A 23,274-nucleotide genomic window follows, 5' to 3' on the forward strand; every position below is an offset into this window, starting at 1 on the left:
AATGGGACTTCAGTCTAAAAACAAAGTAGATCCATCATTCAGCATGTCTTCGATGACAGATATTATATTTCTGTTATTAATCTTTTTCATGCTTACTTCTTCCTTCATCACGCCTTCTGGATTGCCAGTAAATTTGCCTTCTAGCGAAACTTCAGACATCATTATGCAGGAAGTTAGCGTTACTATCACCAAGGATCTCAAATATTCTGTAAATGATAGGATAGTTCCAAGGGAACAAATCAAGGCAGAATTAGCTTCTTTGCTTAAGGATAAGAAAGGTCAGGTCGTTTTACACATTGACAAAGATGTACCTGTAGAATACTTGGTAGAGATAGGAGGAATAGCAGCAGGGTTGGAAGCAAATGTTTCGATCGCAACAAAACCATTTTAAGAAATCGAGCATGATTTAAGCGTCATACTGGAAAGATCCTAATTAGAGATTCCTCCCGATAGCTATCGGGATGGCCATTAAAAGACAAATTATAAGCAGGTGCAATGGAATACTGGAACGCAGAAAAAATAGAGAGCGAGAGCAAGAAAAAATCGTGGGTAATCACAATTATCTTCAACGTATTGCTTCTCATTGCGCTCTACTTTATCGTGGTTTGGAAACAGCCCATTCCACCTTTGCCTACTTTTGGTTTGGAGCTAAATCTTGGTTTTACTCCTACGGGTTCGGGCGATAGAAATAGCCCAAATGCTCCTTCAGAAACTATAACACCTATGGTAGAAGCAGCAGCGCCAGGAGACATAGCTGAAGCTGTGACTAAACCAGCTTCTCCACCCCCAAGTCCAAAGACAGAAACGGCAAAGCCTGCAGCGCAGCCTAAACCATCTGTGAATAAGGCCGTGACGACAAAGCCATCTCCAATCAAAGGAGAAGAGAAAGCAACAGAGCAAACCAAAAAACCTGAACCAGTAAAGAAAGAAGTGGCTAAGCCAGTCGAAACTCCTGCGAAAGCAGCGGAAAAAGAAACAGTTCAGAAGGCTCCTGAAAAGCCAAAAATTGATCAACGAGCAGTAATGGGAGCTGGTGGTACTTCAGGTACAGGTACAAAACCGGCTTCGGGTGGGGCACAGGGGTCATCTACTGAAAAAGGAGATGAAGGTGATTCGAAAGGAACAGTCGATGGCCGTGCGATCATGGGAGTTGGCTCTGGAAAAGGGTCTAATTCTGGTGATGGCTATAGCTTAGATCTTGCAGGTTGGGACTTTGCTCAGAGGCCAAGTATTAATGATAGAGTTTCTACCAGAAATGGTAAGATCGTTTTTAAAATCACTATTGACGATGCGGGCAGAGTAGTGCAGGCAGTTCCTTTAGAATACAATGTATCTAACGACGTTCTTGCCTATTATCGTCAAGTAGTCAATCAGATATCCTTTAAGAAACAAGGTGGAGCGGCCGCAGAATTCTCTAGCGGCAAGATTACCTTTGTTATTAAGGTGGATTAAGCAATGAATTACCAGGAGACACTGGATTATTTGTTTAATTCACTTCCCATGTTTCAGCGTGTGGGAGCATCTGCATTCAGAAAGGATCTGAGAAGCACAATCCTTCTTTGCGATCATCTCGATAATCCTGAAAATAAATTCAAATCAATTCATGTGGCAGGTACTAATGGGAAAGGAAGTTCCTCCCATAGTTTGGCTGCTATTTTTCAGAGTGCAGGATATAAAACTGGTCTTTACACTTCTCCACATCTCAAGTCTTTCACGGAGCGAATTAGAATCAACGGCCTAGAAATAGAATCTGAGCTGGTGGTTCAGTTTGTGAAAGAAAACAAAAGCTTTCTAGATGAACTGAAACCTAGTTTTTTTGAGATGACGGTAGGTATGGCCTTCTGGTTTTTTGCACAGGAGAAAGTTGATATTGCCATTATAGAAGTTGGGATGGGTGGCAATTTTGACAGCACAAATATCATCACTCCGGAGCTCTCCTTGATTACCAATATCGGATATGACCATGTACAGTTCTTGGGAGATACGCTGCCCTTGATAGCAGGGGAAAAAGCCGGAATTATCAAATCTAATATTCCTGTAGTCATCAGCGAAACTCATGAGGAAACAAAGGATGTTTTTGTTGAAAAAGCAAAGGAGATGAGTTCTCCGATCACCTTTGCTGATCAAAACTGGATGGCTGTCAAACTGTTTGAGGAAGACGGAAAGGCGAATTATAGGATTATACATGGAGATAGGTTGAAATGGTCTGTGGAGACAAAAACCACGGAAGAGTTAAATCGGTCTGTGGAGATAAATACAGAATCAGAGGATAGTTTAAATCAGTCTATAAAATCACAAAACACGGCGGAGAATGACAATACCTTCAATTTGACTTTTGGACTGAATGGTAACTATCAGAAATATAACCTAGCGGGAATTCTGGAATCAGTCGCTCAGATGAGGCAAATGGGTTGGGAATTGCCTGATGTGGCGGTTCGTGAAGGTTTAAATAATGTCACAGAACTAACAGGATTGAAAGGCAGATGGCAGACGCTTTCGTCGAATCCACTAGTTATCTGCGACACAGGGCATAATGAAGCGGGATTTCGCGAGATACTTTCCCAACTAGAAACCTACACTTTTACGAAGCTATGGCTTGTGATCGGAATGGTGCAGGATAAGGATATTTCCAAAGTGCTTGCCATGCTTCCAAAAACTGCAAATTATATTTTTTGCGAAGCGAAACTTCCGCGAGCTTTGCCTGCTGATCAATTGGCAGAAAAGGCGAATTCAGTAGGCTTAATTGGAGAGGTTATTCCTGATATTAATGATGCTTTAGCTTTTGCTAGAAAAAATGCTTCAAAAGATGACTTGATTTTTGTGGGAGGGAGTACTTTTGTAGTTGCAGAAATCGAAGAGCTTTAGATGAGTAGAAAAAAACTGGTTCGCTTTCAAGAAAACGACGAGAACCCAAATGTAATCCAGGCAGGTAAGCCACTTTTTGACACAATTAAAGGAAACTGGAATGATGTGCAGTTCCAAAATCACAATCCTATTGTCGTAGAACTAGCTTGTGGAAGAGGTGAATTTACAGTAGGGCTAGCCCGCAATTTTCCCAATCAGAACTTCATCGGTGTTGATATTAAAGGCAGTAGAATCTGGAAAGGTAGCTCTACAGCTACCGCTGAAGGTATTCACAACGTGTCTTTCCTTAGAACTCAGATCGAGCTTTTGGAGAAGTATTTTGCTGCAGATGAGATATCAGAACTTTGGATCACTTTTCCTGATCCATTTCCTAGAGATGGAGATGAGAAGCGTAGATTGACATCTCCACGCTTTTTGGAAATGTACAAGCCGATGCTAAAGAAAGATGGCTTTTTACACTTCAAAACTGATAACACTGATCTTTTCAATTATTCACTGGACCTTTTTCAAAGCCGAGAAGACATTGAGATAATTGGTTTTACACATGATTTCTACCAGAGCGAGTGGAAGGATGATCACTTTGGAATTCAGACACGGTACGAGAAAATGTTCTCTGACAAAGGAGAAAAGATCAAGTATCTGAAGTGTAGATTTATTTGAGACAAAGTAATTTCAGATAGGTTTCACGCATACGCTCGCTGATTACTAGCGCAAATTTGTGCAAGGGATTTTGCGGGTATTTTTAAATAGTAAGTTAGAAATCAGCGACTATTTGCTTTTTTCTAGCTTAATTCTGAGGGTTTTTTCGTCTAATTCATTGTAGTTTACCTTAGTCTTTTATACATCCAACATCCAATCATTATGAGCAAAAAGAAACACTTGGTAGTTCTCAGTGGAGCGGGGATTTCTGCAGAGAGCGGAATCAAAACTTTTAGAGATTCGGGTGGACTTTGGGAAGGCCATGATGTGATGGAAGTGGCTTCCCCCGAGGGTTGGAGAAACAATCAAGAACTCGTTCAGGATTTTTATAACCAGAGGAGAAAGCAATTGCTTACTTGTGAGCCTAATCAGGCGCATTATATTTTGGCAGATCTCGAGAAGGATTTTGAAGTATCGATCATCACGCAAAACGTCGATGATCTGCACGAGCGGGCTGGTTCTTCGCATGTAATTCATCTTCATGGGGAATTGAAAAAATCGCAGAGTACTCTTGATCCAACATTAGTTTATGACCTTGATCACTGGGAAATAAAGAAAGGCGATAAATGTGAGAAGGGAAGTCAACTACGTCCGCATATTGTATGGTTTGGTGAGCAAGTTCCAAAGATGGAGGAAGCTATGGAATTAGCCGCTTCGGCAGATCTTTTCGTGGTGATCGGGACTTCGCTACAAGTTTATCCGGCCGCAGGTTTAGTCAGCTATGTTGCTGCTGGAAGTAAGATTTATGTGATTGACCCAATAATGCCAGAAGTTAACTTCAGGAGGAAGGTGATTACTATCTTGGAAAGTGCCACGAATGGAGTGAAGACTTTGGAGAAAATGATAAAGTCTGAAATATAATTTTTGATCAGAAAAGAAAGTCTATAAATTGAGAGATAAACCTTTATTTATGGCATCTAAAAAGAATTCTTGGCCGGTATTTCAATTTGAAGAAAATAAAGATACCATTTATCTCTTGCATCAGTGGACACAAATCGTGGGCAAAGTTCGGCTCAAAAAATCTCCCTGGCAAAATCACTCCTGGCACGTGGCCTTGTATGTGGATGCGCAGGGTTTGAGTACAGGGAATATCCCCTATGATGGTGGTCTCTTTGACATCAGGTTTGATTTTATTAATCATGAATTGCGGATTAAAACTAGCAATGGTACTCGAGATCGCTTTGCATTGGGAGGGCAGACAGTAGCTAGCTTTTATGAACATTTGATGGAAAAGCTTAAGTTTTTAGGTATAGCTGTGAAAATTCATGAAAGCCCCAATGAAATTGCTGATCCTATTCCATTTCATAAAAACAAAAAGAGGCTGATATACCAAGCCAATGCGGCACAAAGCCTTTGGAAAACCTTAGTCCAAATTCAAAAGGTGTTTGGTGTTTTCAGAACCAAATTCACAGGCAAAAATAGCCCAATCCACTTTTTCTGGGGATCTTTTGATCTGGCTTACACACGTTTTTCTGGAAATAAAGCTCCAGCGTTTTCTGGACAAGTTCCCAATATCCCTTTATCTGTCATGCAGGAAGCCTATTCCCACGAAGCATTTAGTGTAGGATTTTGGCCAGGAAGTGAAGAATTCAAAACACCGATTTTTTATGCTTATTGTTATCCAAATTTTCCTGATTTTCAGAAGGCTAACATTTCTCCAGATAAAGCCTATTGGAGCCAAGACATGGGTGAATTTATGCTGAACTACGAAGACGTCTGCAAATCCTCCGATCCGTCAAACACACTTCTTGAATTTCTACAAAGCACCTATGAAGCCGCCGCCACAGCCGGAAATTGGAATCGTGAGGACTTAGACTGCGATTTTTCGGAGTTTGACCAAAATAAATAGACAACCGAATGAAGCAAAGAATCGCAGTAATAGGAGTCGGGCCATCTGGAATCACAGCATTGAAAAATCTTGTGGACCAAGGGTTGGAAGTGGTTGCGTTTGATCGGAATAGTGAAGTTGGAGGCAATTGGATTTACTCAGATGAGGAAAGTCATTCGAGTGTTTTCGAGACTACGCATATCATTTCTTCTAAAACCCTCTCTCAATACGCCGATTTTACGTTCGATGATTTCGACCCTACCGTTTCAGATTATCCTTCGCATGATGAGTTGAGGAATTATTTCCAGGCTTACGCCAACAAGTTTAATCTCTATCAATTCATTCAATTTGACACCCTAGTCGTTCACTGTGAACTACTCGATAAAGGCACTTGGGAAGTAACTATAGAAAAAGGAGGAGTACGAAAAGCTGAGAGATTCTCACAATTAGTGGTTTGCAATGGACATCATTGGAAACCAAGATACCCTGACTATCCGGGAGAATTTACTGGAGAGTTTATCCACTCTCACAATTTTAAGAAAGCAGCCCCATTTGCAGGAAAGAGAGTATTAGTCATCGGAGGTGGAAATTCTGCCTGCGATGTAGCGGTTGAGACGAGTCGCGTATCGGCCAAAACTGCGATTTCTTGGCGAAGAGGTTACCGGATTGTTCCTAAATTCTTTTTTGGAAAACCTACCGATGTAGTTGCTGAAGGAACTAAGTGGCTACCAATTAAAATAAGGACACTCTTCAGCCAAATCTTGCTGAGAATCATGCTTGGTGACAATAAACTTTACGGTCTTCGTCCTATCACAAATAATTTCGGCTCTCTTCACCCTACGATTAATGATGAGTTGCTGCATAAAATCCGCCATGGAAAAGTAAAGCCAAGGTTGGATATAAAGCGATTTGAGGGGAAAAAAGTTATTTTTGAAGATGGGAAGGAAGAGGAGTTTGATACCATTGTAGCTTGCACCGGCTACTGGTTGAGTCATCCGTTTTTTGATAAAAATCTGATTAATTATTCTGATGGACCAGTTCCGCTTTGGCTAAAGATGTTCCATCCCACTATTTCCAATCTCTATTTTATAGGCATGTTTCAGCCGCTGGGATGTATCTGGCCAGGAGCCGAGCTTCAGAGTAAATTGATGGCGCAGGAATTAGGTGGGAAGTGGAAAAGACCCGAAAACATAGCAGCTCTTTGTCAGAAGGAAATGGCAGACCCACATTATAAACAAATCAATACGCCTAGGCATACGATCACGGTTGATTTTCATCTTTTTGTAAAAGAACTTAAACAGCATTTACCAAAAAATTATCTGTCTAAAGTTTCTATGGCCAAAAGGCAAGAGAAGGAATTAAATCATTCGCAATGAAAGTAAAGGCTCAAAAAATCAGACATGTACTAGTTCTGCTGATTCTGTGGGCGATAGGTTTTTTGGCTTGGGAGTGGTGGTATAGTTTTCCAAAGGTCACCCTTGCGAAGATTGCGCCTGAGGAAAATTTGCATGGAAAAATTGATTCTATACTCTACCAAGCGATTACTGACTACAGACTTCCAAGTCTTTCTTTGGCAGTGGTCCTAGATGGCAAAGTTTCCTATTTGAATGCGATTGGATATGAGGATTTGCAGACAAAAAAGCTGCTTACTATTGATACCCCAATTCTGGTGGCTTCAGTGTCCAAAATATTTACTGCTCTAGGCGTTGCTAGCGTGTTTCAAGACAAAGGGATCACTGCGCAAGATTATGTTCGATTGCTAGATAGCGATGCTAGAGGAGATAGTACCATGCTCGACAGTCTTACTTATCACCGCCTTTTAACTCATCAATCGGGACTTCGTGATAAGAATTTTTCAGAGATGATTTTCTCTTTTTCAAAATCTCAAAGCTTGCAAGACTGGGGAGCAGATTTTTTGAAAAATGGCAATAAATTTCAAACTGGATCAGTAACCTATTCTTATGCTGATACTAACTTCGACTTACTTGGATATTTGCTAAGTCGATCAGAAAATCTCCCCTTTGATTCGATTATCCAAACAAGTGTTTTGACCCCATCAGGAATGGTGAATTCTAGGTTTATAAACAGCTGGCCGTTGGAGGGAAATGGACTTACTGGTTATCAGCGAACCTTTCTTTGGAAAAGATTGGAACCAAAGCGGATTAGGTTCCGAATATTTCCGTCCCCTTCCTCTGGTTTGCTCACCACCACCAAAGACATGAGTTTGGCGCTGATTCACCTTCTCAGAGGAGAAATGGGAATATATCATAAAGCTCTGGACTGGCTTTCAGCTGGAGAAACCGAGGCGCCTTTAAGTTTCCAAAAAAGGCAAATAAATGGGGCCGAATGGATCGGTCATTTTGGAGGACAGGCTGGATATTCTAGTCTTCTTTTTTATTCGAAAGAGGTAGAAATGGGAATTTTTCTGTTTGCTAATGTCAATGACGACGAGAATTTTCGGGTTGAAATTGCTAACCAAGTCATCTCAGCTATTTCTCAATGAAGCTTTCTTTTCCACATCCCATCATCATTCTATTAGGGTTTATAATTCTAGCTGGACTCTCTACATATTTTATCCATTCAGGTTCATTTGATCGTGTTTTAGATGAGGAAACCGGGAGAGAGATTGTCGTTCCGGGTAGTTTCAGAGAAGTTGAAGATATAAATGTTGGGGCCTATGACATTTTGCTGTCCATACCTGCGGGTATCATAGATCGGGCTGATTTGGTGGTTTTGATATTGCTTCTGGGTGGCGCTTTTTACGTGATTGAAAAGACTGGTGCACTGCAAGTTGGGATTGAGTCTATGATCTATCAATTCAGAAATAAGCCTTTTTTGCTCTTTTATTTGCTGGGATTTATTTGTTCAATTTGCGGAGGAATTTTTTATATGTCTGAGGAGTTCATTGGCTTGATTCCAATTTTTATTCTTTTGGCGAAAAAAACGAATTATGATCTACGCGCCATCCTTTCCATAGGAGTAGGTTCTGCGATGATAGGAGCCGCTTTTTCACCATTCAATCCTTTTGGGTCCTTGATTGCCATGAAAATTGCACAAGTGGATCCGGTTGAAGAGATTACTTTTAGAATGATCTTTTTCGGATTGGCTGTCTTTATCTGGATAGCTTATCATATCAGAAATGGTAAATTAAAATCCGAAATACTATCATCCACGGAAATCAAAAAGGTAAGTATATCTCTGAGGCATCGCCTGATCCTTTCCCTCACCACCATCGGAATTGGGCTGATGATCTGGGGAGTTGCTGTACAAGGTTGGGATTACAATCAAATGAGTGCAATGTTTTTAGTGATAGGCTTTAGCTGTGGGATGATTGGTGGTTTGGGACTAAATGAAACAGCCCGAACATTTTCCGCAGGCTTTTCAGAAATGATTTTTGCTGGGGTAATCATCGGCTTAGCCCAAGCCATTTACCTGATATTACAGCAAGGAATGGCAATAGATCCGATTATCCATACGCTTCTTCAACCGCTAGAATCTCTTCCTAGGCAAATCGCCAGCATTGGTCTATATCTTTCACAGGCAATCATCCATATTCCTGTTCCTAGCACTTCTGGCCAGGCAGTTTTGACAATGCCGCTGGTGATACCGTTAACTGACCTTCTGGGGATGTCTCGAGAAATAGCTGTATTATCCTTTCAGTATCCCTCAACGCTGATGGATATGGTAACGCCTACCAATGGAACAATCCTAGCTATTTTGGCTGCCGCTGATATAAAATTCAACGATTGGTTTGCGTATGTTTGGAAATCTTGGCTATTAATCTTCGGCTTAGGTTTGATTGCGGTAATTATCGCCTTATTTTCGATCGCTTAATCAACTAATCAAACCTAAAATAAATGGATATCAACGAGCATTCCCCACTTTTACCTTATCAGCCTGCGACTGACCGTTATCATCAGATGAAGTACCGTAGATGCGGAAATAGTGGTCTAGTTCTGCCAGAAATCAGTCTGGGCTTATGGCATAATTTCGGTCACAATGCGGATTTTACTTTGGGTAGATCCATTCTTCGTAGAGCGTTTGACCTCGGAATTTGTCATTTTGATCTTGCAAATAATTATGGACCTCCATTCGGTTCTGCTGAAGAAAATTTTGGCAGAATGATGAAAAAGGACTTCTCATCTTTAAGAGATGAATTAATTATCTCTTCCAAAGCCGGCTGGGATATGTGGCCTGGGCCTTATGGGAATTATGGATCTAAAAAATATTTGGTTGCTAGTTGTGACCAAAGTTTGAAGCGGATGGGCTTGGATTATGTGGATATTTTCTATCATCACAGACCAGATGCAGAAACTCCACTAGAGGAAACTATGGGAGCGCTTGATCTTCTCGTAAGACAAGGAAAGGCACTTTATGTGGGTATTTCTCAGTACTCTGCAGAGGATACTGCTAAAGCTTACGCAATTCTAGAGCGACTAGGTACACCACTTTTGATTCATCAACCGAGATATTCAATGATTGATCGTTGGGTGGAAAATGGCCTGATGGATGTGCTGGGAGAAAAAGGTGTTGGAAGTATTGCATTTTCACCTCTCGAGCAAGGGCTGCTTACCGATAAATATCTTAAAGGAATTCCTGCAGATTCCCGTGCTGCTAAAGATGGTAGATACTTGAAAGCTGAACAGATTTCTGATGAAAAGATCAGCATGATTTCAAAGCTGAATGACATTGCTATCGGTAGGGGGCAGACTCTAGCGCAGATGGCAATTGCATGGTTGCTGAAAGATCAGCGAATAACTTCAGTTTTGGTAGGTGTCTCCAAACCTGAGCAACTGGATGACAATGTAGCTGCTGTAAAGAATTCTGTTTTCAATGCAGAGGAAGTCACTACTATCAGAGGAATCCTAGGAGCTTGAAGTCCCAACTAACATCTCGAAGTGCCCTGATTTTGATCGTTATTGCTCAATTTTTGGGCACTTCGTTGTGGTTTGCAGGGAATGCTGTGGTTCCTGAAATCAGCCAGCTCCTTAATAATCCAGGAATTTTGGCTACCATAACTACTGCAGTGCAATTGGGTTTTATAGTAGGGACACTTCTTTATGCATTTTTATCAATCCCAGATCGCTTTTCACCCAGCGATGTTTTCTTTTTTAGTTCAGTTTTAGCAGCAGGATTCAATCTTCTGATAGTCGTTTTACCCATGCACTTGACCATGATTGTGGTTTGTAGATTTATGGTTGGTTTTTTTCTAGCTGGAATTTATCCTGTGGGAATGAAGATCGCATCTGACTATTTTCAAAAAGGCTTAGGAACTGCTTTAGGGTTTTTGGTAGGTGCATTAGTTATGGGTACTGCTTTTCCTCATCTCCTGAAAGGATTGGATCTGAATTTCTCATGGAAGATCGTGCTCTGGTGTACTTCCGGTTTGGCATTAATTGGTGGAGCCATAGTAGGGTTATTTGTGCCCGATGGCCCCTTTCATAAATTCAATTTAAAATTTGATCTGAGTTTAATACCTAGACTTTCAAAGATCAAAGCATTAAAAAGTGCTGCTTCCGGCTATTTTGGGCATATGTGGGAGCTTTATACCTTTTGGGCTTTTGTCCCGGTTCTGATAGTTTTTTTCAGAGGGTCAGAGACAATGGATTCAAGTGATAGTTTACTTTCATTTATTGTCATAGCCATAGGAGGCCTTTCTTGTGCCGTAGGGGGAATTATAGCTGAACGAATAGGCAGTAAAAAAGTCGCTCATTTCGCACTAGTAGGCTCAGGGATTTGCTGTGCTTTAACATTGTTAGTAGGTGGATTGCCAAGTTGGATTTGGGTTGGTTTGCTTCTAATCTGGGGGATACTTGTGATTGCTGATTCGCCTCAATTTTCTACGCTTGTCGCTCAAAGTGTTCCTGCTGAATACAGAGGAACGGCACTGACTCTGGTGAATTCTATGGGATTTGCCATTTCTATTGTAAGCATACAGTTAGCTCAATTTCTTTTAAAATGGCTTCAAATTGATCAGGTCTTAGCGCTTTTGTTTATTGGGCCATTGCTAGGGATTGTATTGTTTAAGGCATTTGATAAAGGGAAGACGGTAGTTAAGGTGTGACATAAATAAAACCTTCCATTTTTATTCTTCTTACTCAGCCTGGAAACATATTTTCCTCCTCAATCCCAGCCTTGCATGCTGGCCTTTGATAATTTAGACTGTCAGCCTCATGCCTACTTAGAGATGAGGGTCATCATTCATATTATTCGTTAATAAGAAATTCTGTAAGTGAAAGTGCCCTAGTGAAGCTGAAGAGCTCCGTGCTCTAGGCGATTTAAAAAAAAAGCCAATCCATGTGGATTGGCCTGTTAAAATCCTTAAGGCTTATTAATTTTCGATAGTGATATTTCCGGAGGAGATGGATCCTTTCACCCATTTAGAAGAATCGTTGTTGATTTCAAGGTTTTTACCTGTGTTGATTCCTCCCACTTTAACATTACCTGAAGATGCTTTCAGGGAGAAATTGTAGTCTTTTAGGTCAGAAGGAGTCTGGATTTTGAAATTACCAGAAGTACCATTGAAATTCGTGTTTCCGCTCAAACCGGCATTGGTAGCCCGGATGTTTCCTGAGGTAAATTTCATAGCACCCAAAGAACCAATATTACTCAATTTGGCATTGCCTGAGGTAATTGAGACGCTAAGTTCACCTTTCACTCGATCTGCTGTCAGAGATCCACTGGTAGATTGATAAGACACACCGCCGCCCACATTACTTATATCAACATTTCCAGAAGTGACACCAGCTTCTACATCACCGGATACTTTATCAATAATAAGCGCTCCTGAACTCGCTTTGATATTCAAGTCTCCCGATATATTTGTCGCGGTGATTTTACCTGAAGAAACTCTTAGCGTGGTATTATCACCAACAACTTTGTCCACCGCTAAAGATCCGGATGAGTTTTTCATGTTTAAATCTATATTCATTGGTCCGCTGATTTTGATATAGCCTTTGCTGCTGGTCTTGCCCCAAGAGGAATTAGATGAACTCTGCTCATGAGAGATTTTTAGCACATCGCCTACAGTCACGAAGACGATATCCTGTTTCTCATTTGTTGATTCTAAGAAAGCTTCCACTTTTACCTCAGATCCCGAACCTCCGACAAAGGAAACGTCCAGCCAGCCGCCACTTACTTCGATAGCTTTGATGTTAGAATAACTTTTATTGGTGTCTACCAATACTTTTTGCGCAAAGCTGACAATTGAGATCAGCATCATGGCTAATGCCAAGCTTGATTGTTTGATGAAATTTTTCATAGTTAGTTTTTTTTATCTGATAGTGACTCCAAAGCTTAATGCTTGGACTTCTGGGCCTAAGTTTTCTTGGAAGAGATTATTTAAATCGTAATTAAAGAATAGTGTGACGTCGGCGACTCCAATTTCTGCCCGAGCTCCATAGCGCAAGTTTTCTACGTACATATTGGACTTTTCAAACTGCTTTTGCTTTTCGCCATTCACGTCGTCATACACGAATTTCCCTCGGCCACCAATCCTGAGGCCAGCATATCCGCCAAGTCCAAGTCTGAGCTTTTGATTATTGGTCAGGATAGTTGGCACTAACGTGAAGTTGAGGTAGGATGCTGAAATTTTGGATTTCGTGCCTGTGCCAGGCCCGGCAAACTCTTCCCAGACGATCCCTTCAGGAGTTTTTACGGCTATGAGACTTCTGTCTTCCAGTTTGAAATTGTACCAGTTCACCCCGATGCTGGAGTAAATTTGGAAGTTTTTTGAGACTTTGGTCTTACCTAAAACATTGATGGCATAGTACCAAGATCCCCATGGTTTCACTGTTGGCATTTGATCGGATGGAATTACTTGATTGATTCCGATTTCAGTGTCCAGTCCAGCCGTAAATCTACTTTTTTTGTGAATTTCACTGATTTCCACTTCGTCATTTTCCTGTATTTCGAGAATCCATTTACCATCATCTTGTTGTTTATAAGTCCACGAGTTCCCAAAAGCTGAGATGACTTTGCTTTTAGTGTAAATGACCGTGTCTGGTTCACCCTGAGCAAGAGCCTGGCTGATACAAAGGAAGAATAGTAATAGTGGTAGTAGGCTAGTTTTCATTGTTTAAAAATTTTGAATCGAGCTTTTCATTTGTATACTTTTTCACCTAAATAAAAGAGCTAAATCAACTTACTGGACAGTAATCATTTCCATTGAAACTACTTCTGTTACCCGTCTATCCCCCAATCAAGCATGCAAATAAGTATATTGGCATTATCGCGGATAAACACAATCATTAAAACACTATTCCGAAAGTGATTGGGTTAAGTTCAGGGCCTTTGCCTTCTTGAAAGAGCTCGTTTAGATCATAGGTAGTGAAGAATGTTACTCTGCCTATTCCAAGTTCTCCTCGGATACCATACCTGAAATTCTGAAGGTAAAGTCCAGTATCCTGCTTGTCTTTGCTACGATTAGATCCATCTAATTCACGGTAAACATATTTGGATTGCCCACCAAGTCTGTATCCTGCATAAGGTCCTGCTGCAAGCCTTACTCCCTGGCGGCCATTGTCATTCATTTTGCCAAAGTCTAGCTCAAGAAGCGTCATTGCAGTAAGATAGGAAGCAGAAATTTTACTTTTAGATCCGTCCACATCTAGTCGCTGAATAAAGTCGATAGTGTCATCTCCTTTCACAGCTTGGAAGTCTCTGTTTTCAAATTTGAAGTTGTAGAACTGGAAACCTAACCCAAAATTCCAGTAGAATCCTTTCGAAATGCGTTGCGATGCCATGAAGTTTAGTCCAACTTCCCAGCTACCCCAGCCTTTTACAGCATAAGGCTTGTCTGAAGTAGGGAACTTGCCATCCTCTAAGTAATTGTTAACTCCCAAGTCGAGATTAAAATACGTTATGAATGGAGGGTCACTGTTTTTTTTCACACCTGGTTCAAAGCGAACCTTCGTATTTTCTCCAGTCTCGTCCACCAATAATCGCATATTTCCGATATAGACTTCTGTTTCGGCTCCATCCTCTGTCACTTTCACGACTTGCTTGGAAGATCCATCCTTTCTCTTGATTTCTACGATTGTGGTTTCTCCACTTTCTTCATTTTCTTCCAAATCAAGCTCGCGGATAATCTGATTGATGTTCATCAGTTTTAGCTTTTCAAAGTCTTCTTTGCTGTCTACCAGGATCACGATTCGTCCGGATTTCCCGAATTCTATCACTACACTATCGCTTGCGACTTTATGGTCTGGAGATGGCATGGAACTGGCGTATCCCAGTTGCACGATCGCCATCATACTAAATAATAATAGGTATTTTTTCATCTTAAATTTCGATTAATGGGAGTTTGAGAGTGTTAATCCTCGGACTTTGGCTTTCGTGTGGTGATACTGGCGAAGAGGTTGTTTTTTGCATCCTGCAGGTCTGCAAATCCCTGGTCCACTTTACCGAGTAATTCCTCTACTTCAGTTACTGTCTTGCCGATACCGGCTAGTAGGTTTTTTTCTTTTGTCTCTTCTTTAAGTCCACTAGAATAGATTTTAACGGTGTAAGTAGGTTCTGTTTCAAGAGGCTTATTGTCTACTGCTATAGCTTTTTCTAATTCTAAAGGAGGCAGAGCTACCTGGGTGGAAAGAGGCATCTCTATCGGGATCGTTGGAATTTGTTGTGTTACAACTTTTACTGGATCCGATTCCTCTTTTTGCTCATTTAATGCAACCAGATTTTGAGGAGTTTTGGGCTGAGCTTTTTGAGTTTTGAGAAAAGTGTCAGCAGGTTTAGCGCTCGGTTGAGTAATAGTTGGTTTAGTTTTCAATTCCTCAGCCAACTGCTGATTTTCTTCTTCTAGTTGTGTTTTTACCGTTTCTATATGCGTACTATTTTCTGTCTGTGCTGGATTTTCCGGGATTGTTTCAGTTTGATTATCAGAAAGGAGTGGCTTGCCAACAGGCACATCTCCTTCTCGCAACATCAAGTAGCCTATAGTGAATACGATTGTCAGTGAAGCCGCCGCCGCCCACCAAATTCCTTTGTAGGATTTAGATTTTTGCGGTAACTGAGATTCCAATCTTTCCCATGCGAGCGCGCTTGGTTTTGCTGTATGGTTTTCTAGTTTTTCTTTGAAAAACTGATCCAGATTATTTTTCTTCTTAGCCATTATTTGTCCTTTCTTTAGGTGTTTGACTGGCAATTTTTTCTTTCAATGTGTTCCTAGCCCGATTAAGTTGGGATTTGGAGGTGCTTTCGCTGATTCCCAGAAGCTCACCAATTTCCTGGTGTGAGAAACCTTCGATTGCGAAAAGGTTGAAAACGGTTCGATACCCCACTGGGAGGCTAGCTACCATTCTCAGTAAATCTTCAGTTTCCATGTGATTGAGCTCATAATTGTGATCCTGATACTCAGTCTCATTTTCCATGTTGATCTCCATCATGAGGTGACGGTGACTTCTCAGCGTCATGAGAGCTTGTGTGACGATGATCCGTTTCATCCAGCCTTCGAAACTTCCTTTAGACTGAAACTGAGGTAGTTTTTCGAAGATTTTCATGAAGCCTTCGATCATCACATCTTCCGCATGTTCCCGATCTTTTAGGTATCGGATGCAGATGGCCAAAAATTTTCCCGAATATTGATCATACAAGTGGCGCTGCGCCATTCTGTCTCCTTGAAGACATCCTTGTAATAATCCTGATTCGGTTGAAAAATTGACTCTGCTGAACATTTGATATAGCTTTCAATTAGGTAGATGCCCGTATTGAAAAAATGGTTGCGTGGGTAAGTGAAAAAAAGTTAATATTTTTTGATTATTGAACTGTTTAAAGCGAGTTGTAATCGTAATTACCTTAAAATAAGGATTTTACAACTTATATAAAGATCACGTTTTTTATGACTTAATATTGTGTCGAATTTAAGGATTAATGAAATGGTTTCTTGAATATGGATATCCAGATTTATATCAGTGTACAATTTTCTTCGCTTCAGTTTTAACAAACTCTATTCTTTTTCTTTAAAAAATCCGGTGGATTGAAACAATTCATAACCCTCGGCAAAGCCGGGGGCATAGAAAAACGTCAGAAGACAAAGCCCCGAAAGGGTGTTAATGTATTATGTCACGCCCTTTCAGGGCTCTAGAATAGGTAAGATCTCCTATACCCTGCACTTCGTACAGGGCTATGAATGGTTAGGCTCCTTCGGAGCTTGTCCGCCGACAGACGAGCTTGCCGAGGCCATTCGTTAAATATCATTCTAATGGCATCCTATTCACATATGAGAGTGACACTTTGAAAATTCAGGCTTAAGAAAAACAAATATGGTAAGTGATATTCTCCTTTATTCCGCTCTTTCAGAGCTTTTAGATGATTCGCTATCTTAATTACCCAGCCCTTCAGACTGGGCTAAGTTATTCTGGGCTTGCAGCCCTTTATAGCCAATAACTAGAAATAATTTATGCCCTTTGTGAAATACTCCATGACCACAATGGTTAGGTGTTTTCATAAAAAAAAATCTCCGCCTGATCAAATTTATTGTCATGCGGAGACCTAAAATTAGTACTCGATTTTCTCAAATTAGAAAGCCGCCTTATAATTCACTATGATATCCAGCAAAGTCCACTCACCATCTTTCACAGTGACAGGCTGTATGTTCCCATCCCCATCGAATATGCTTGCGAAAAGACCGCCTTCTTCGACTGTAAGAACAGAATATCTACCAGGACTAAGGCTGACTGTATATTGCCCGTTTTCGTCAGATTGAATCTCGGTTATTGGTTTGGCAGCGACAGATTTGAAAAGACCATTTTCTAAATTCACATCAGAGATTTTCATCAATGGATAGATGCGTACAGTTCTTATCACGGGTTCGCCTACCGTTGCTTTCTTGCTCTTCTTTCCTTCCTGAACTATCATAGGCATCTGATTGCCTTCGAGCCATGTGACTTGACCGACCACGCCTTGGCCTTCTGGCTGATATGGAGCGCATTGAAAAAGGATTAATGCAAAAGATGATGCGAATAGGAGTTTGACTAGTTTGTTCATGAATAGATAGTTTAATGATAATTTGAGCAGGGTAATAGGCTAGCTCATCAGATTCCTTCAAACAGAATAAATGATTCCAAATAATTCGGGATGACGGCATTCCAGCCTAATTCATCCTTAAGCTTTTGCGCTAGCACTCCAGCACTTTTTTCTTCGCCATGGATGATAAAAGCAAGCTTTGGCTTCACATTAAATCCTTCTGCCCATTCTATCAATTCATTTTGATCTGCGTGTGCTGAAAGACCTTGTACACTGTAAATTTTGGCTTTTACATCTACCTGTTGACCATAGATATTCACCATTGGTTCACCATTAACTAGCCTTCTTCCTCGAGTTCCTTCGGCTTGATATCCTACAAAAACAACCCCATTCCTTTCATTTGGTAAATGGTGAAATAGATGATGTAGCACACGCCCACCTGTAGCCATACCGCTGGCAGAGATGATGATGGCCTTACCTTTAAGATCATTTAATGTTCGGGATTGCTCCTGCTTACGAAAGTAATGAAGCTGAGAATGCTGAAAGGGATGCTGATCGGTATCGTCCAATACTGCGATAAGCTGGTGATCTTGGTGGAATTCCTTGTATAATTTAGACACGTTGATTGCCATAGGGGAATCCAGATAAATTGGCACATTTGGAATTTTTCCTTTTTTCACCAATTGATATAAATAGTACATAACGAGCTGTGTACGGCCCACTGCAAAAGCTGGGATGATCACTAGACCATCTCTGTCAAATACGTCATTAATGGCTTTGGCGAGTTCTTCTTCAGGTTTTATGGTATTGGCAACACGATCTCCATAGGTGGATTCGATCCACACGACATCAGCCTCAGGGATTAAGGTGGGAGGGAATAGAAGAGGATCATGGTATCTACCCAAATCACCTGAGAATACTAATTTCTTACTTTGGGAATCTCCCTTGATTACGATCTTTGCGATAGCTGCTCCTAAAATATGCCCTGCATAGTAATAGGTGACTTCTACAGCAGGGTGAATGAAAAATGGTTTTTTGAAATCCTGAGAAACTAAAAGCGGGAATACAGCTTCAGCATCTTCGACAGTATAAAGTGGTTCAGGATTTTCATGTTTGGAGTAGCCTTTCTTTTTGGCGTATTCAGCTTCTTCCTCTTGAAGCTTTCCTGAGTCCAGAAGTAAGATTTTCGTTAGTTCGGCAGTCACCGCAGTACAATAGATGGGTCCTTTAAAGCCATCTTTGACAAGTTTTGGCAGATAACCGATATGATCCATGTGTGCGTGGGTGAGCACAATTGCTTCCATTTCGGTAGGAGGCATTGGGAATTTGTCCCAGTTTCTTCGGCGTAGTTCTTTTCTGCCTTGAAAGAGACCGCAATCTACCAGGAATTCAAAATCCCCCAGATCTAATAAATATCGTGATCCAGTGACTGTGCCCGCACCACCTAAAAACTTTACCGTAACATCCATATTCTTTTTGGTTTAAATCAAAAGATACAAAAGGTTCATCGATTGAGGTTTTTCAAGGCAGATTGAAATGAATGATTTTTATCATGGTATGATCAAAATGCCTGATTGATAAGTGAATGGGTTGAGTCAAATGTATGATTATGAATCATTGATCGTGCCGTTGGCACTCTATAAATATGAAAAAACTATCAAACCCAGAATTGCATTCTGGGCTTTTATTGGCCTTGCCGTTGGCAAGGGTGCTCCTATATATAATAGATCAATAATTTAAAGTGGTAGCATAATAAATCCAAAACAACCGAAATCGCATGATAACATTGTCTTACAGGGAATGCTTTTTTGCCAAGTTCAAAACCCATATCAGCCCCGAATACAGCGCAGCGAAATTCGGGGTTTTAGATCCACAAGTTTGATTTACCAGAGTGCCAAGGGCACGATCCTCCTTCATATCAATTCGATCTCTATAAAAGCAAAGTTTTTCAGCAAAACAGAACAAAGTTTTCGGGCAGAGGTAAATTGAAGATTGGTTAAGATTCCGCAAACGTGATTTTTGATCGTGCCGTTGGCAAGGGTACTCCTATATAATAGATCAATAATTTAAAGTGGTAGCATAATAAATCATATACAATCCGAAATCACATGATAACATAGGCTTACATGGAATGCTTTTTTGCCAAGGGCAAAACCCATATCAGCCCCGAATACAGCGCAGCGAAATTCGGGGTTTTAGATGCAAGTTTGATTTACCAGAGTGCCAAGGGCACGATCAATAATATATTACCAATCTAATTCAGTCCCATACATATTTTGTGTCGTAATCAATTCCATACTCTTCCAAAAACTTGATGTATTCTTCTTGAAATGACATATGCTGATGATGTATTTCCTGATTTTGAATATACTTTTTGACAATTTCTAATTTTGATTGACTGACTGAAAATGCACCATATCCTTTTTGCCAATGGAATTCTTTTGGTCCAATTTCAGTCATTTTATTAGAACTCGGAATTTTAACCTTCTGAATCATATCTGCAATTGTCAAGGTCCGAGGGAGTGTACACAACCAATGGAGGTGATCAGGATTTATATAAATTTCTTCTGTGTAAATGCCAAGATTGAAAGCTACCGAAACTAGGTAGGCTTCAAGGGTTGGTTTGTTCTTCGGGGATACAAATGGTGTTCTATCCTTTGTAGAAAAAATAACATGTAAATATACTTTTGCGAGGGACTGTGGCATGATCGTAAATATTATGGTTTAAAAAAACATGGATCGTGCCGTTGGCACTCTATAAATATAAGAAAACCGATTAAACCCAGAATTGCATTCTGGGCTTTTATTGGCCTTGCCGTTGGCAAGGGTTCGAATATTATTTATCTCGCTATTAAAAATTGGTGGTTTAAAAAAAACCAATAAAAACAGGAATTGTATGAAAATAAGGATGTCGTTCGACGACCTTTTGCCAAGGGCAAAACCCATATTAGCCCCGAATACAGCGCAGCGAAATTCGGGGTTTTAGATGCACAAGTTTGATTTACCAGAGTGCCAAGGGCACGATCCCTTCATATCAATTCGATCTTTATAAAAGGAAAGTTTTTCAGCAAAACAGAACAAAGTTTTCCGGCAGAGGTAAATTGAAGATTGGTCAAGATTCCGCAAATGTTAAAATATGGATCGTGCCGTTGGCACTCTATAAATATAAGAAAACCGAACAAACCCAGAATTGCATTCTGGGCTTTTATAGGCCTTGCCGTTAGTAAGAATGCTCCTATTTATAATAGATCAATAATTTAAAATGGTAGGAAAATAGTTTTAATACTTTCCGAAATTTCTTGATGACATGGCCTTACATAGAATGCTCTTTTGCCAAGGGCAAAACCAATTAGCCCCGAATACAGCGCAGCGAAATTCGGGGTTTTGGATGTAAGTTTGATTTACCAAAGTGCCAAGGGCACGATCCATACTGCAAGAGTATTCCCCCAAGTATTATATAAAAGTAGTTTCACCACGGAGTCATACTAGTGAGAAAAAAATAGAGGCAACCTTTCGGATGCCTCTTAAACTGGTTTACTTAATTAAGTCCGGCAGCATTATTTGGATTACGCTTCGGCTCGTTAAATTTTGCCCTACTGATACTGTCCAGTTGCTCGCGATTGTAATCTCCTGTGTCTGGTTTTTCCACTTCAAAATTCACTCCCTCTGTATCATCATCGGGTTCTACTTCCTCTTTGCAGGTCAGACAAACCAAGCCCTGCTGATTGAATGCCCAAACTGTGTTTTCAGATACATCACTTGTGCTGAATCCATTTCTATAGATGGTATTTCTCAGAATTTCAAGTAGTGATCGTTCCATGATAAACGGTTTTTCATATGGGATCTCTAAGAATAAATTCAGTCTTTGGTCTCGGAATGTACTTATATTGGAGATGTCATAGCCTTCGTCAAAGGTGATGATAGAGTCCAAAACAGTATAGTTATAGCCTATCATTTTGGCATTGTTCATCGCTTCTGCTTTAGTTTTTCCTCTGGAGAAAAAATCCTCACGAAGCATGACCACAGTATCTGATGTACCTTCAATCTTCAGATTTACGGTATTGAAACTTGATTCTTCGCTGATTGGATTCATTCTCAGGATCATGATTCCATCGGTAATAGGAAGGGGATACTCCATTTTATGCCAGTTTTCCTCCTTGAACTGCGCAACAATCAAAGGAATTTGGAAAGCACAGATTCCCACACACAGCAACCACAGGCCTAGTGCTACAAATCCAAATCTTGATCCTATCAGGTTCTTTTGCATCAAGACACTCAAGCCTAAAAGGATGATGATGATACCTGGGATTATTAATAAGAAAGATGCCCCGATTACTAGCCAGATAGGAATAAGGTTGGAGAACAATTCTACCGGAAAGTTATCCATCAGCACTCTATAATCGTCGTTGGTGAAAACTCCCATATACAAGGCCAAACTAACCAGAGGAGCAATGGTCAATCCCAATCCAAGGAAGAAAACAAACAAGCCGAAGATCACTCGAATCACATTTAGAAATAATATTCCGAGTGGACCTAAAGCACTTCCTATTGCCTCGATCACCTGTCCAATCACTCGAAACGGAGTTAACAGAATCTGTCTGGTCTTTGACTCAGGCGCTTTCGGCATAGGGTTGATGTTCTCTTTCAACGTAGAGTCTATATTATCCAAAGTGATTTCTCCACCTTTCATCCGGATACGTTCCGTAATAGAACTGGCCACAGGGGTAATGATCCAAAGTATCAGGTAAATAAGCAATCCCGATCCGCCAGCTAACATCAATAGAACTAGAGCCAAACGGGTATAGATTACTTCTACACCAAAGTAGGCCGCCAATCCACTGGCCACACCGCCTAATACCTTGTCATCTGGGTTTCTGAAAAGTTTTTTGATGTTTTTGTCCTCTTCCAATTCATAAGAAACAGGGAGGATAACCCATAGAACGATGTAAGCTATCGCAGCAAAGAAGCCAAAACCAAGGTGAAGCCTAAAGTTATCAAAAGGCCAAAAATCTAAGAATGCATAGTTCAATCTCAGATTGCCACTGAAAAGCAAAAGAATTGCTATCAATCTAGTCCAAAGTGGATCGATCTTGAAATAATGTGCAATACCAGCACATACACCGCCCAGGATTTTTCGGTTTTCAAGACGCTCCAATTTCTTGTAGCCCTTCTGAGTAGCATCGGGTGGGGTTACATATTTGTAGAAATCCTGATCATTAGAAACATTCTCATCGGCTGGATCAAACTCAGATTTCTCATCCTCTACAGAAGCAAAATCCGCGATAGTGCCCATTTTCTCAATGAGCTTGTCCACGTTTTCTGCTGAAATCACTTGCTTATTGTTTTTCAGATAGCTTAGAAAAATCTCCGCAATACGATTTTCAATATCAGACAGGATCTCATGATTGTCTTTATAGGAAGAAAAGTGTTTGTTGATCCCATCTAGATATTTGCGAAGCGTATCGTAGCCGTCTTCTTCGATGTGGAAAAGGATTCCACTGATGTTTATACTTATCGTCTTTTTCATGTGTTTATAATTTTCTCTCCGTGCACTGCCAATAGCAAACTCGATTTCATGATCAATTCTTTGAGGTGATAAGAAGTGTGGAATTGACTAATGAATCCCAAGTAGTAGAAAGCGTGCTTAGAAAGGTTTTACCTTCTTCCGTGATGGAATAGTATTTTCTCGGTGGTCCCGATTCAGACTCTACCCAGCGATATTCGACTAGCAAGGCAGACTTCAGGCGGTTGACAAGAGGGTACAAAGTGCCTTCCACTACGATCATTTGAGCTTGTGTGAGTTCTTCGATCAGGTCTGAAGTGTAAATCTCGCCTCGAGAGATTATATGCAACACGCAAAACTCCAAGAGTCCTTTGCGCATTTGAATCTGTGTGTTGGCGACATTCATTTAGTA

21 protein-coding genes are annotated in these 23,274 nt (G+C 40.6%); 11 read left to right on the forward strand and 10 right to left on the reverse strand.

Features of this window, described 5'->3' with window-relative positions; translation table 11 throughout:
- Nucleotide 1 precedes the first annotated feature (1 nt).
- From BVH02_RS01680 to BVH02_RS01730, 11 genes are all read left to right on the forward strand, one after another.
- Nucleotides 2-391, forward strand: a complete 390-nt coding sequence (locus BVH02_RS01680) for an ExbD/TolR family protein (protein ID WP_086498117.1) — start codon at nt 2-4, stop codon at nt 389-391.
- A 104-nt stretch (nt 392-495) separates the two neighbouring features.
- Nucleotides 496-1,452: an energy transducer TonB gene (locus BVH02_RS01685; protein ID WP_086498120.1), complete on the forward strand. Its 957-nt coding sequence runs from the start codon at nt 496-498 to the stop codon at nt 1,450-1,452.
- Between the two features lie 3 nt (nt 1,453-1,455).
- Entirely contained in the window at nt 1,456-2,865 is a 1,410-nt protein-coding gene (locus BVH02_RS21715; protein ID WP_223271767.1) for a bifunctional folylpolyglutamate synthase/dihydrofolate synthase, read from the forward strand.
- Nucleotides 2,866-3,525 (forward strand): tRNA (guanosine(46)-N7)-methyltransferase TrmB, encoded by a 660-nt coding sequence (trmB, locus tag BVH02_RS01695; protein WP_086498121.1) that lies wholly within the window; start codon nt 2,866-2,868, stop codon nt 3,523-3,525.
- Between the two features lie 201 nt (nt 3,526-3,726).
- Complete coding sequence (locus tag BVH02_RS01700) at nt 3,727-4,425, forward strand: SIR2 family NAD-dependent protein deacylase (RefSeq protein ID WP_086498124.1); 699 nt, start codon at nt 3,727-3,729, stop codon at nt 4,423-4,425.
- Between the two features lie 49 nt (nt 4,426-4,474).
- Entirely contained in the window at nt 4,475-5,413 is a 939-nt protein-coding gene (locus BVH02_RS01705; protein ID WP_086498126.1) for a DUF5996 family protein, read from the forward strand.
- Between the two features lie 8 nt (nt 5,414-5,421).
- Nucleotides 5,422-6,768: a flavin-containing monooxygenase gene (locus tag BVH02_RS01710; protein WP_086498127.1), complete on the forward strand. Its 1,347-nt coding sequence runs from the start codon at nt 5,422-5,424 to the stop codon at nt 6,766-6,768.
- Nucleotides 6,765-7,895: a serine hydrolase domain-containing protein gene (locus BVH02_RS01715; protein ID WP_086498129.1), complete on the forward strand. Its 1,131-nt coding sequence runs from the start codon at nt 6,765-6,767 to the stop codon at nt 7,893-7,895. The genes BVH02_RS01710 and BVH02_RS01715 overlap by 4 nt, the downstream gene beginning before the upstream one ends.
- Nucleotides 7,892-9,226, forward strand: coding sequence for a YfcC family protein (locus BVH02_RS01720; protein ID WP_086498131.1), 1,335 nt, complete (start codon nt 7,892-7,894; stop codon nt 9,224-9,226). Before BVH02_RS01715 ends, BVH02_RS01720 begins: the two co-directional genes overlap by 4 nt.
- Nucleotides 9,227-9,249: 23 nt before the next feature.
- Nucleotides 9,250-10,269, forward strand: coding sequence for an L-glyceraldehyde 3-phosphate reductase (gene mgrA, locus BVH02_RS01725; protein WP_086498133.1), 1,020 nt, complete (start codon nt 9,250-9,252; stop codon nt 10,267-10,269).
- Nucleotides 10,266-11,456 (forward strand): MFS transporter, encoded by a 1,191-nt coding sequence (locus BVH02_RS01730; RefSeq protein ID WP_191278291.1) that lies wholly within the window; start codon nt 10,266-10,268, stop codon nt 11,454-11,456. The genes mgrA and BVH02_RS01730 overlap by 4 nt, the downstream gene beginning before the upstream one ends.
- Nucleotides 11,457-11,723: 267 nt before the next feature.
- Here BVH02_RS01730 and BVH02_RS01735 read toward each other — a convergent pair whose 3' ends face one another.
- From BVH02_RS01735 to BVH02_RS01780, 10 genes are all read right to left on the reverse strand, one after another.
- Nucleotides 11,724-12,653, reverse strand: a complete 930-nt coding sequence (locus tag BVH02_RS01735; RefSeq protein WP_086498135.1) for a DUF4097 family beta strand repeat-containing protein — start codon at nt 12,651-12,653, stop codon at nt 11,724-11,726.
- A gap of 12 nt (nt 12,654-12,665) precedes the next feature.
- Nucleotides 12,666-13,466, reverse strand: a complete 801-nt coding sequence (locus tag BVH02_RS01740; RefSeq protein ID WP_086498137.1) for a hypothetical protein — start codon at nt 13,464-13,466, stop codon at nt 12,666-12,668.
- 175 nt (nt 13,467-13,641) lie between these two features.
- Complete coding sequence (locus BVH02_RS01745) at nt 13,642-14,673, reverse strand: outer membrane beta-barrel protein (RefSeq protein WP_086498139.1); 1,032 nt, start codon at nt 14,671-14,673, stop codon at nt 13,642-13,644.
- Between the two features lie 32 nt (nt 14,674-14,705).
- Nucleotides 14,706-15,506, reverse strand: a complete 801-nt coding sequence (locus BVH02_RS01750; RefSeq protein ID WP_086498141.1) for a hypothetical protein — start codon at nt 15,504-15,506, stop codon at nt 14,706-14,708.
- Entirely contained in the window at nt 15,499-16,068 is a 570-nt protein-coding gene (locus BVH02_RS01755) for an RNA polymerase sigma factor (protein WP_086498145.1), read from the reverse strand. Before BVH02_RS01755 ends, BVH02_RS01750 begins: the two co-directional genes overlap by 8 nt.
- An 844-nt stretch (nt 16,069-16,912) precedes the next feature.
- On the reverse strand, nt 16,913-17,380 hold the full coding sequence (locus tag BVH02_RS01760) for a hypothetical protein (RefSeq protein ID WP_086498147.1): 468 nt from the start codon (nt 17,378-17,380) through the stop codon (nt 16,913-16,915).
- 47 nt (nt 17,381-17,427) lie between these two features.
- Nucleotides 17,428-18,828 carry an MBL fold metallo-hydrolase RNA specificity domain-containing protein gene (locus BVH02_RS01765; protein WP_086498149.1) on the reverse strand — a complete coding sequence of 467 codons (1,401 nt, stop codon included), beginning with the start codon at nt 18,826-18,828 and terminating at the stop codon, nt 17,428-17,430.
- A gap of 790 nt (nt 18,829-19,618) precedes the next feature.
- Nucleotides 19,619-20,065 carry an IS200/IS605 family transposase gene (gene tnpA, locus BVH02_RS01770; protein ID WP_086498152.1) on the reverse strand — a complete coding sequence of 149 codons (447 nt, stop codon included), beginning with the start codon at nt 20,063-20,065 and terminating at the stop codon, nt 19,619-19,621.
- A gap of 832 nt (nt 20,066-20,897) precedes the next feature.
- The gene (locus tag BVH02_RS01775; protein WP_086498154.1) at nt 20,898-22,886 is read right to left on the reverse strand and encodes a PspC domain-containing protein; all 1,989 of its coding nucleotides are present in this window, start codon (nt 22,884-22,886) and stop codon (nt 20,898-20,900) included.
- Nucleotides 22,887-22,938: 52 nt separating this feature from the next.
- Nucleotides 22,939-23,268 (reverse strand): PadR family transcriptional regulator, encoded by a 330-nt coding sequence (locus BVH02_RS01780; RefSeq protein ID WP_086498156.1) that lies wholly within the window; start codon nt 23,266-23,268, stop codon nt 22,939-22,941.
- Nucleotides 23,269-23,274 lie beyond the last annotated feature (6 nt).

Origin of the sequence: Algoriphagus ratkowskyi, assembly GCF_002150505.1 — a bacterium.
In the GTDB taxonomy this organism is placed as follows: domain Bacteria; phylum Bacteroidota; class Bacteroidia; order Cytophagales; family Cyclobacteriaceae; genus Algoriphagus; species Algoriphagus ratkowskyi.

Coding starts and splice junctions, on each gene's coding strand:
- BVH02_RS01685 (WP_086498120.1), top strand. CDS start 496: ATGGAATACTGGAACGCAGAAAAAATAGAGAGCGAGAGCAAGAAAAAA.
- BVH02_RS01755 (WP_086498145.1), bottom strand. CDS start 16,068: ATGTTCAGCAGAGTCAATTTTTCAACCGAATCAGGATTATTACAAGGA.
- BVH02_RS01745 (WP_086498139.1), bottom strand. CDS start 14,673: ATGAAAAAATACCTATTATTATTTAGTATGATGGCGATCGTGCAACTG.
- BVH02_RS01765 (WP_086498149.1), bottom strand. CDS start 18,828: ATGGATGTTACGGTAAAGTTTTTAGGTGGTGCGGGCACAGTCACTGGA.
- BVH02_RS01705 (WP_086498126.1), top strand. CDS start 4,475: ATGGCATCTAAAAAGAATTCTTGGCCGGTATTTCAATTTGAAGAAAAT.
- BVH02_RS01720 (WP_086498131.1), top strand. CDS start 7,892: ATGAAGCTTTCTTTTCCACATCCCATCATCATTCTATTAGGGTTTATA.
- BVH02_RS21715 (WP_223271767.1), top strand. CDS start 1,456: ATGAATTACCAGGAGACACTGGATTATTTGTTTAATTCACTTCCCATG.
- BVH02_RS01760 (WP_086498147.1), bottom strand. CDS start 17,380: ATGAACAAACTAGTCAAACTCCTATTCGCATCATCTTTTGCATTAATC.
- BVH02_RS01710 (WP_086498127.1), top strand. CDS start 5,422: ATGAAGCAAAGAATCGCAGTAATAGGAGTCGGGCCATCTGGAATCACA.
- tnpA (WP_086498152.1), bottom strand. CDS start 20,065: ATGCCACAGTCCCTCGCAAAAGTATATTTACATGTTATTTTTTCTACA.
- mgrA (WP_086498133.1), top strand. CDS start 9,250: ATGGATATCAACGAGCATTCCCCACTTTTACCTTATCAGCCTGCGACT.
- BVH02_RS01735 (WP_086498135.1), bottom strand. CDS start 12,653: ATGAAAAATTTCATCAAACAATCAAGCTTGGCATTAGCCATGATGCTG.
- trmB (WP_086498121.1), top strand. CDS start 2,866: ATGAGTAGAAAAAAACTGGTTCGCTTTCAAGAAAACGACGAGAACCCA.
- BVH02_RS01775 (WP_086498154.1), bottom strand. CDS start 22,886: ATGAAAAAGACGATAAGTATAAACATCAGTGGAATCCTTTTCCACATC.
- BVH02_RS01750 (WP_086498141.1), bottom strand. CDS start 15,506: ATGGCTAAGAAGAAAAATAATCTGGATCAGTTTTTCAAAGAAAAACTA.
- BVH02_RS01680 (WP_086498117.1), top strand. CDS start 2: ATGGGACTTCAGTCTAAAAACAAAGTAGATCCATCATTCAGCATGTCT.
- BVH02_RS01715 (WP_086498129.1), top strand. CDS start 6,765: ATGAAAGTAAAGGCTCAAAAAATCAGACATGTACTAGTTCTGCTGATT.
- BVH02_RS01740 (WP_086498137.1), bottom strand. CDS start 13,466: ATGAAAACTAGCCTACTACCACTATTACTATTCTTCCTTTGTATCAGC.
- BVH02_RS01780 (WP_086498156.1), bottom strand. CDS start 23,268: ATGAATGTCGCCAACACACAGATTCAAATGCGCAAAGGACTCTTGGAG.
- BVH02_RS01700 (WP_086498124.1), top strand. CDS start 3,727: ATGAGCAAAAAGAAACACTTGGTAGTTCTCAGTGGAGCGGGGATTTCT.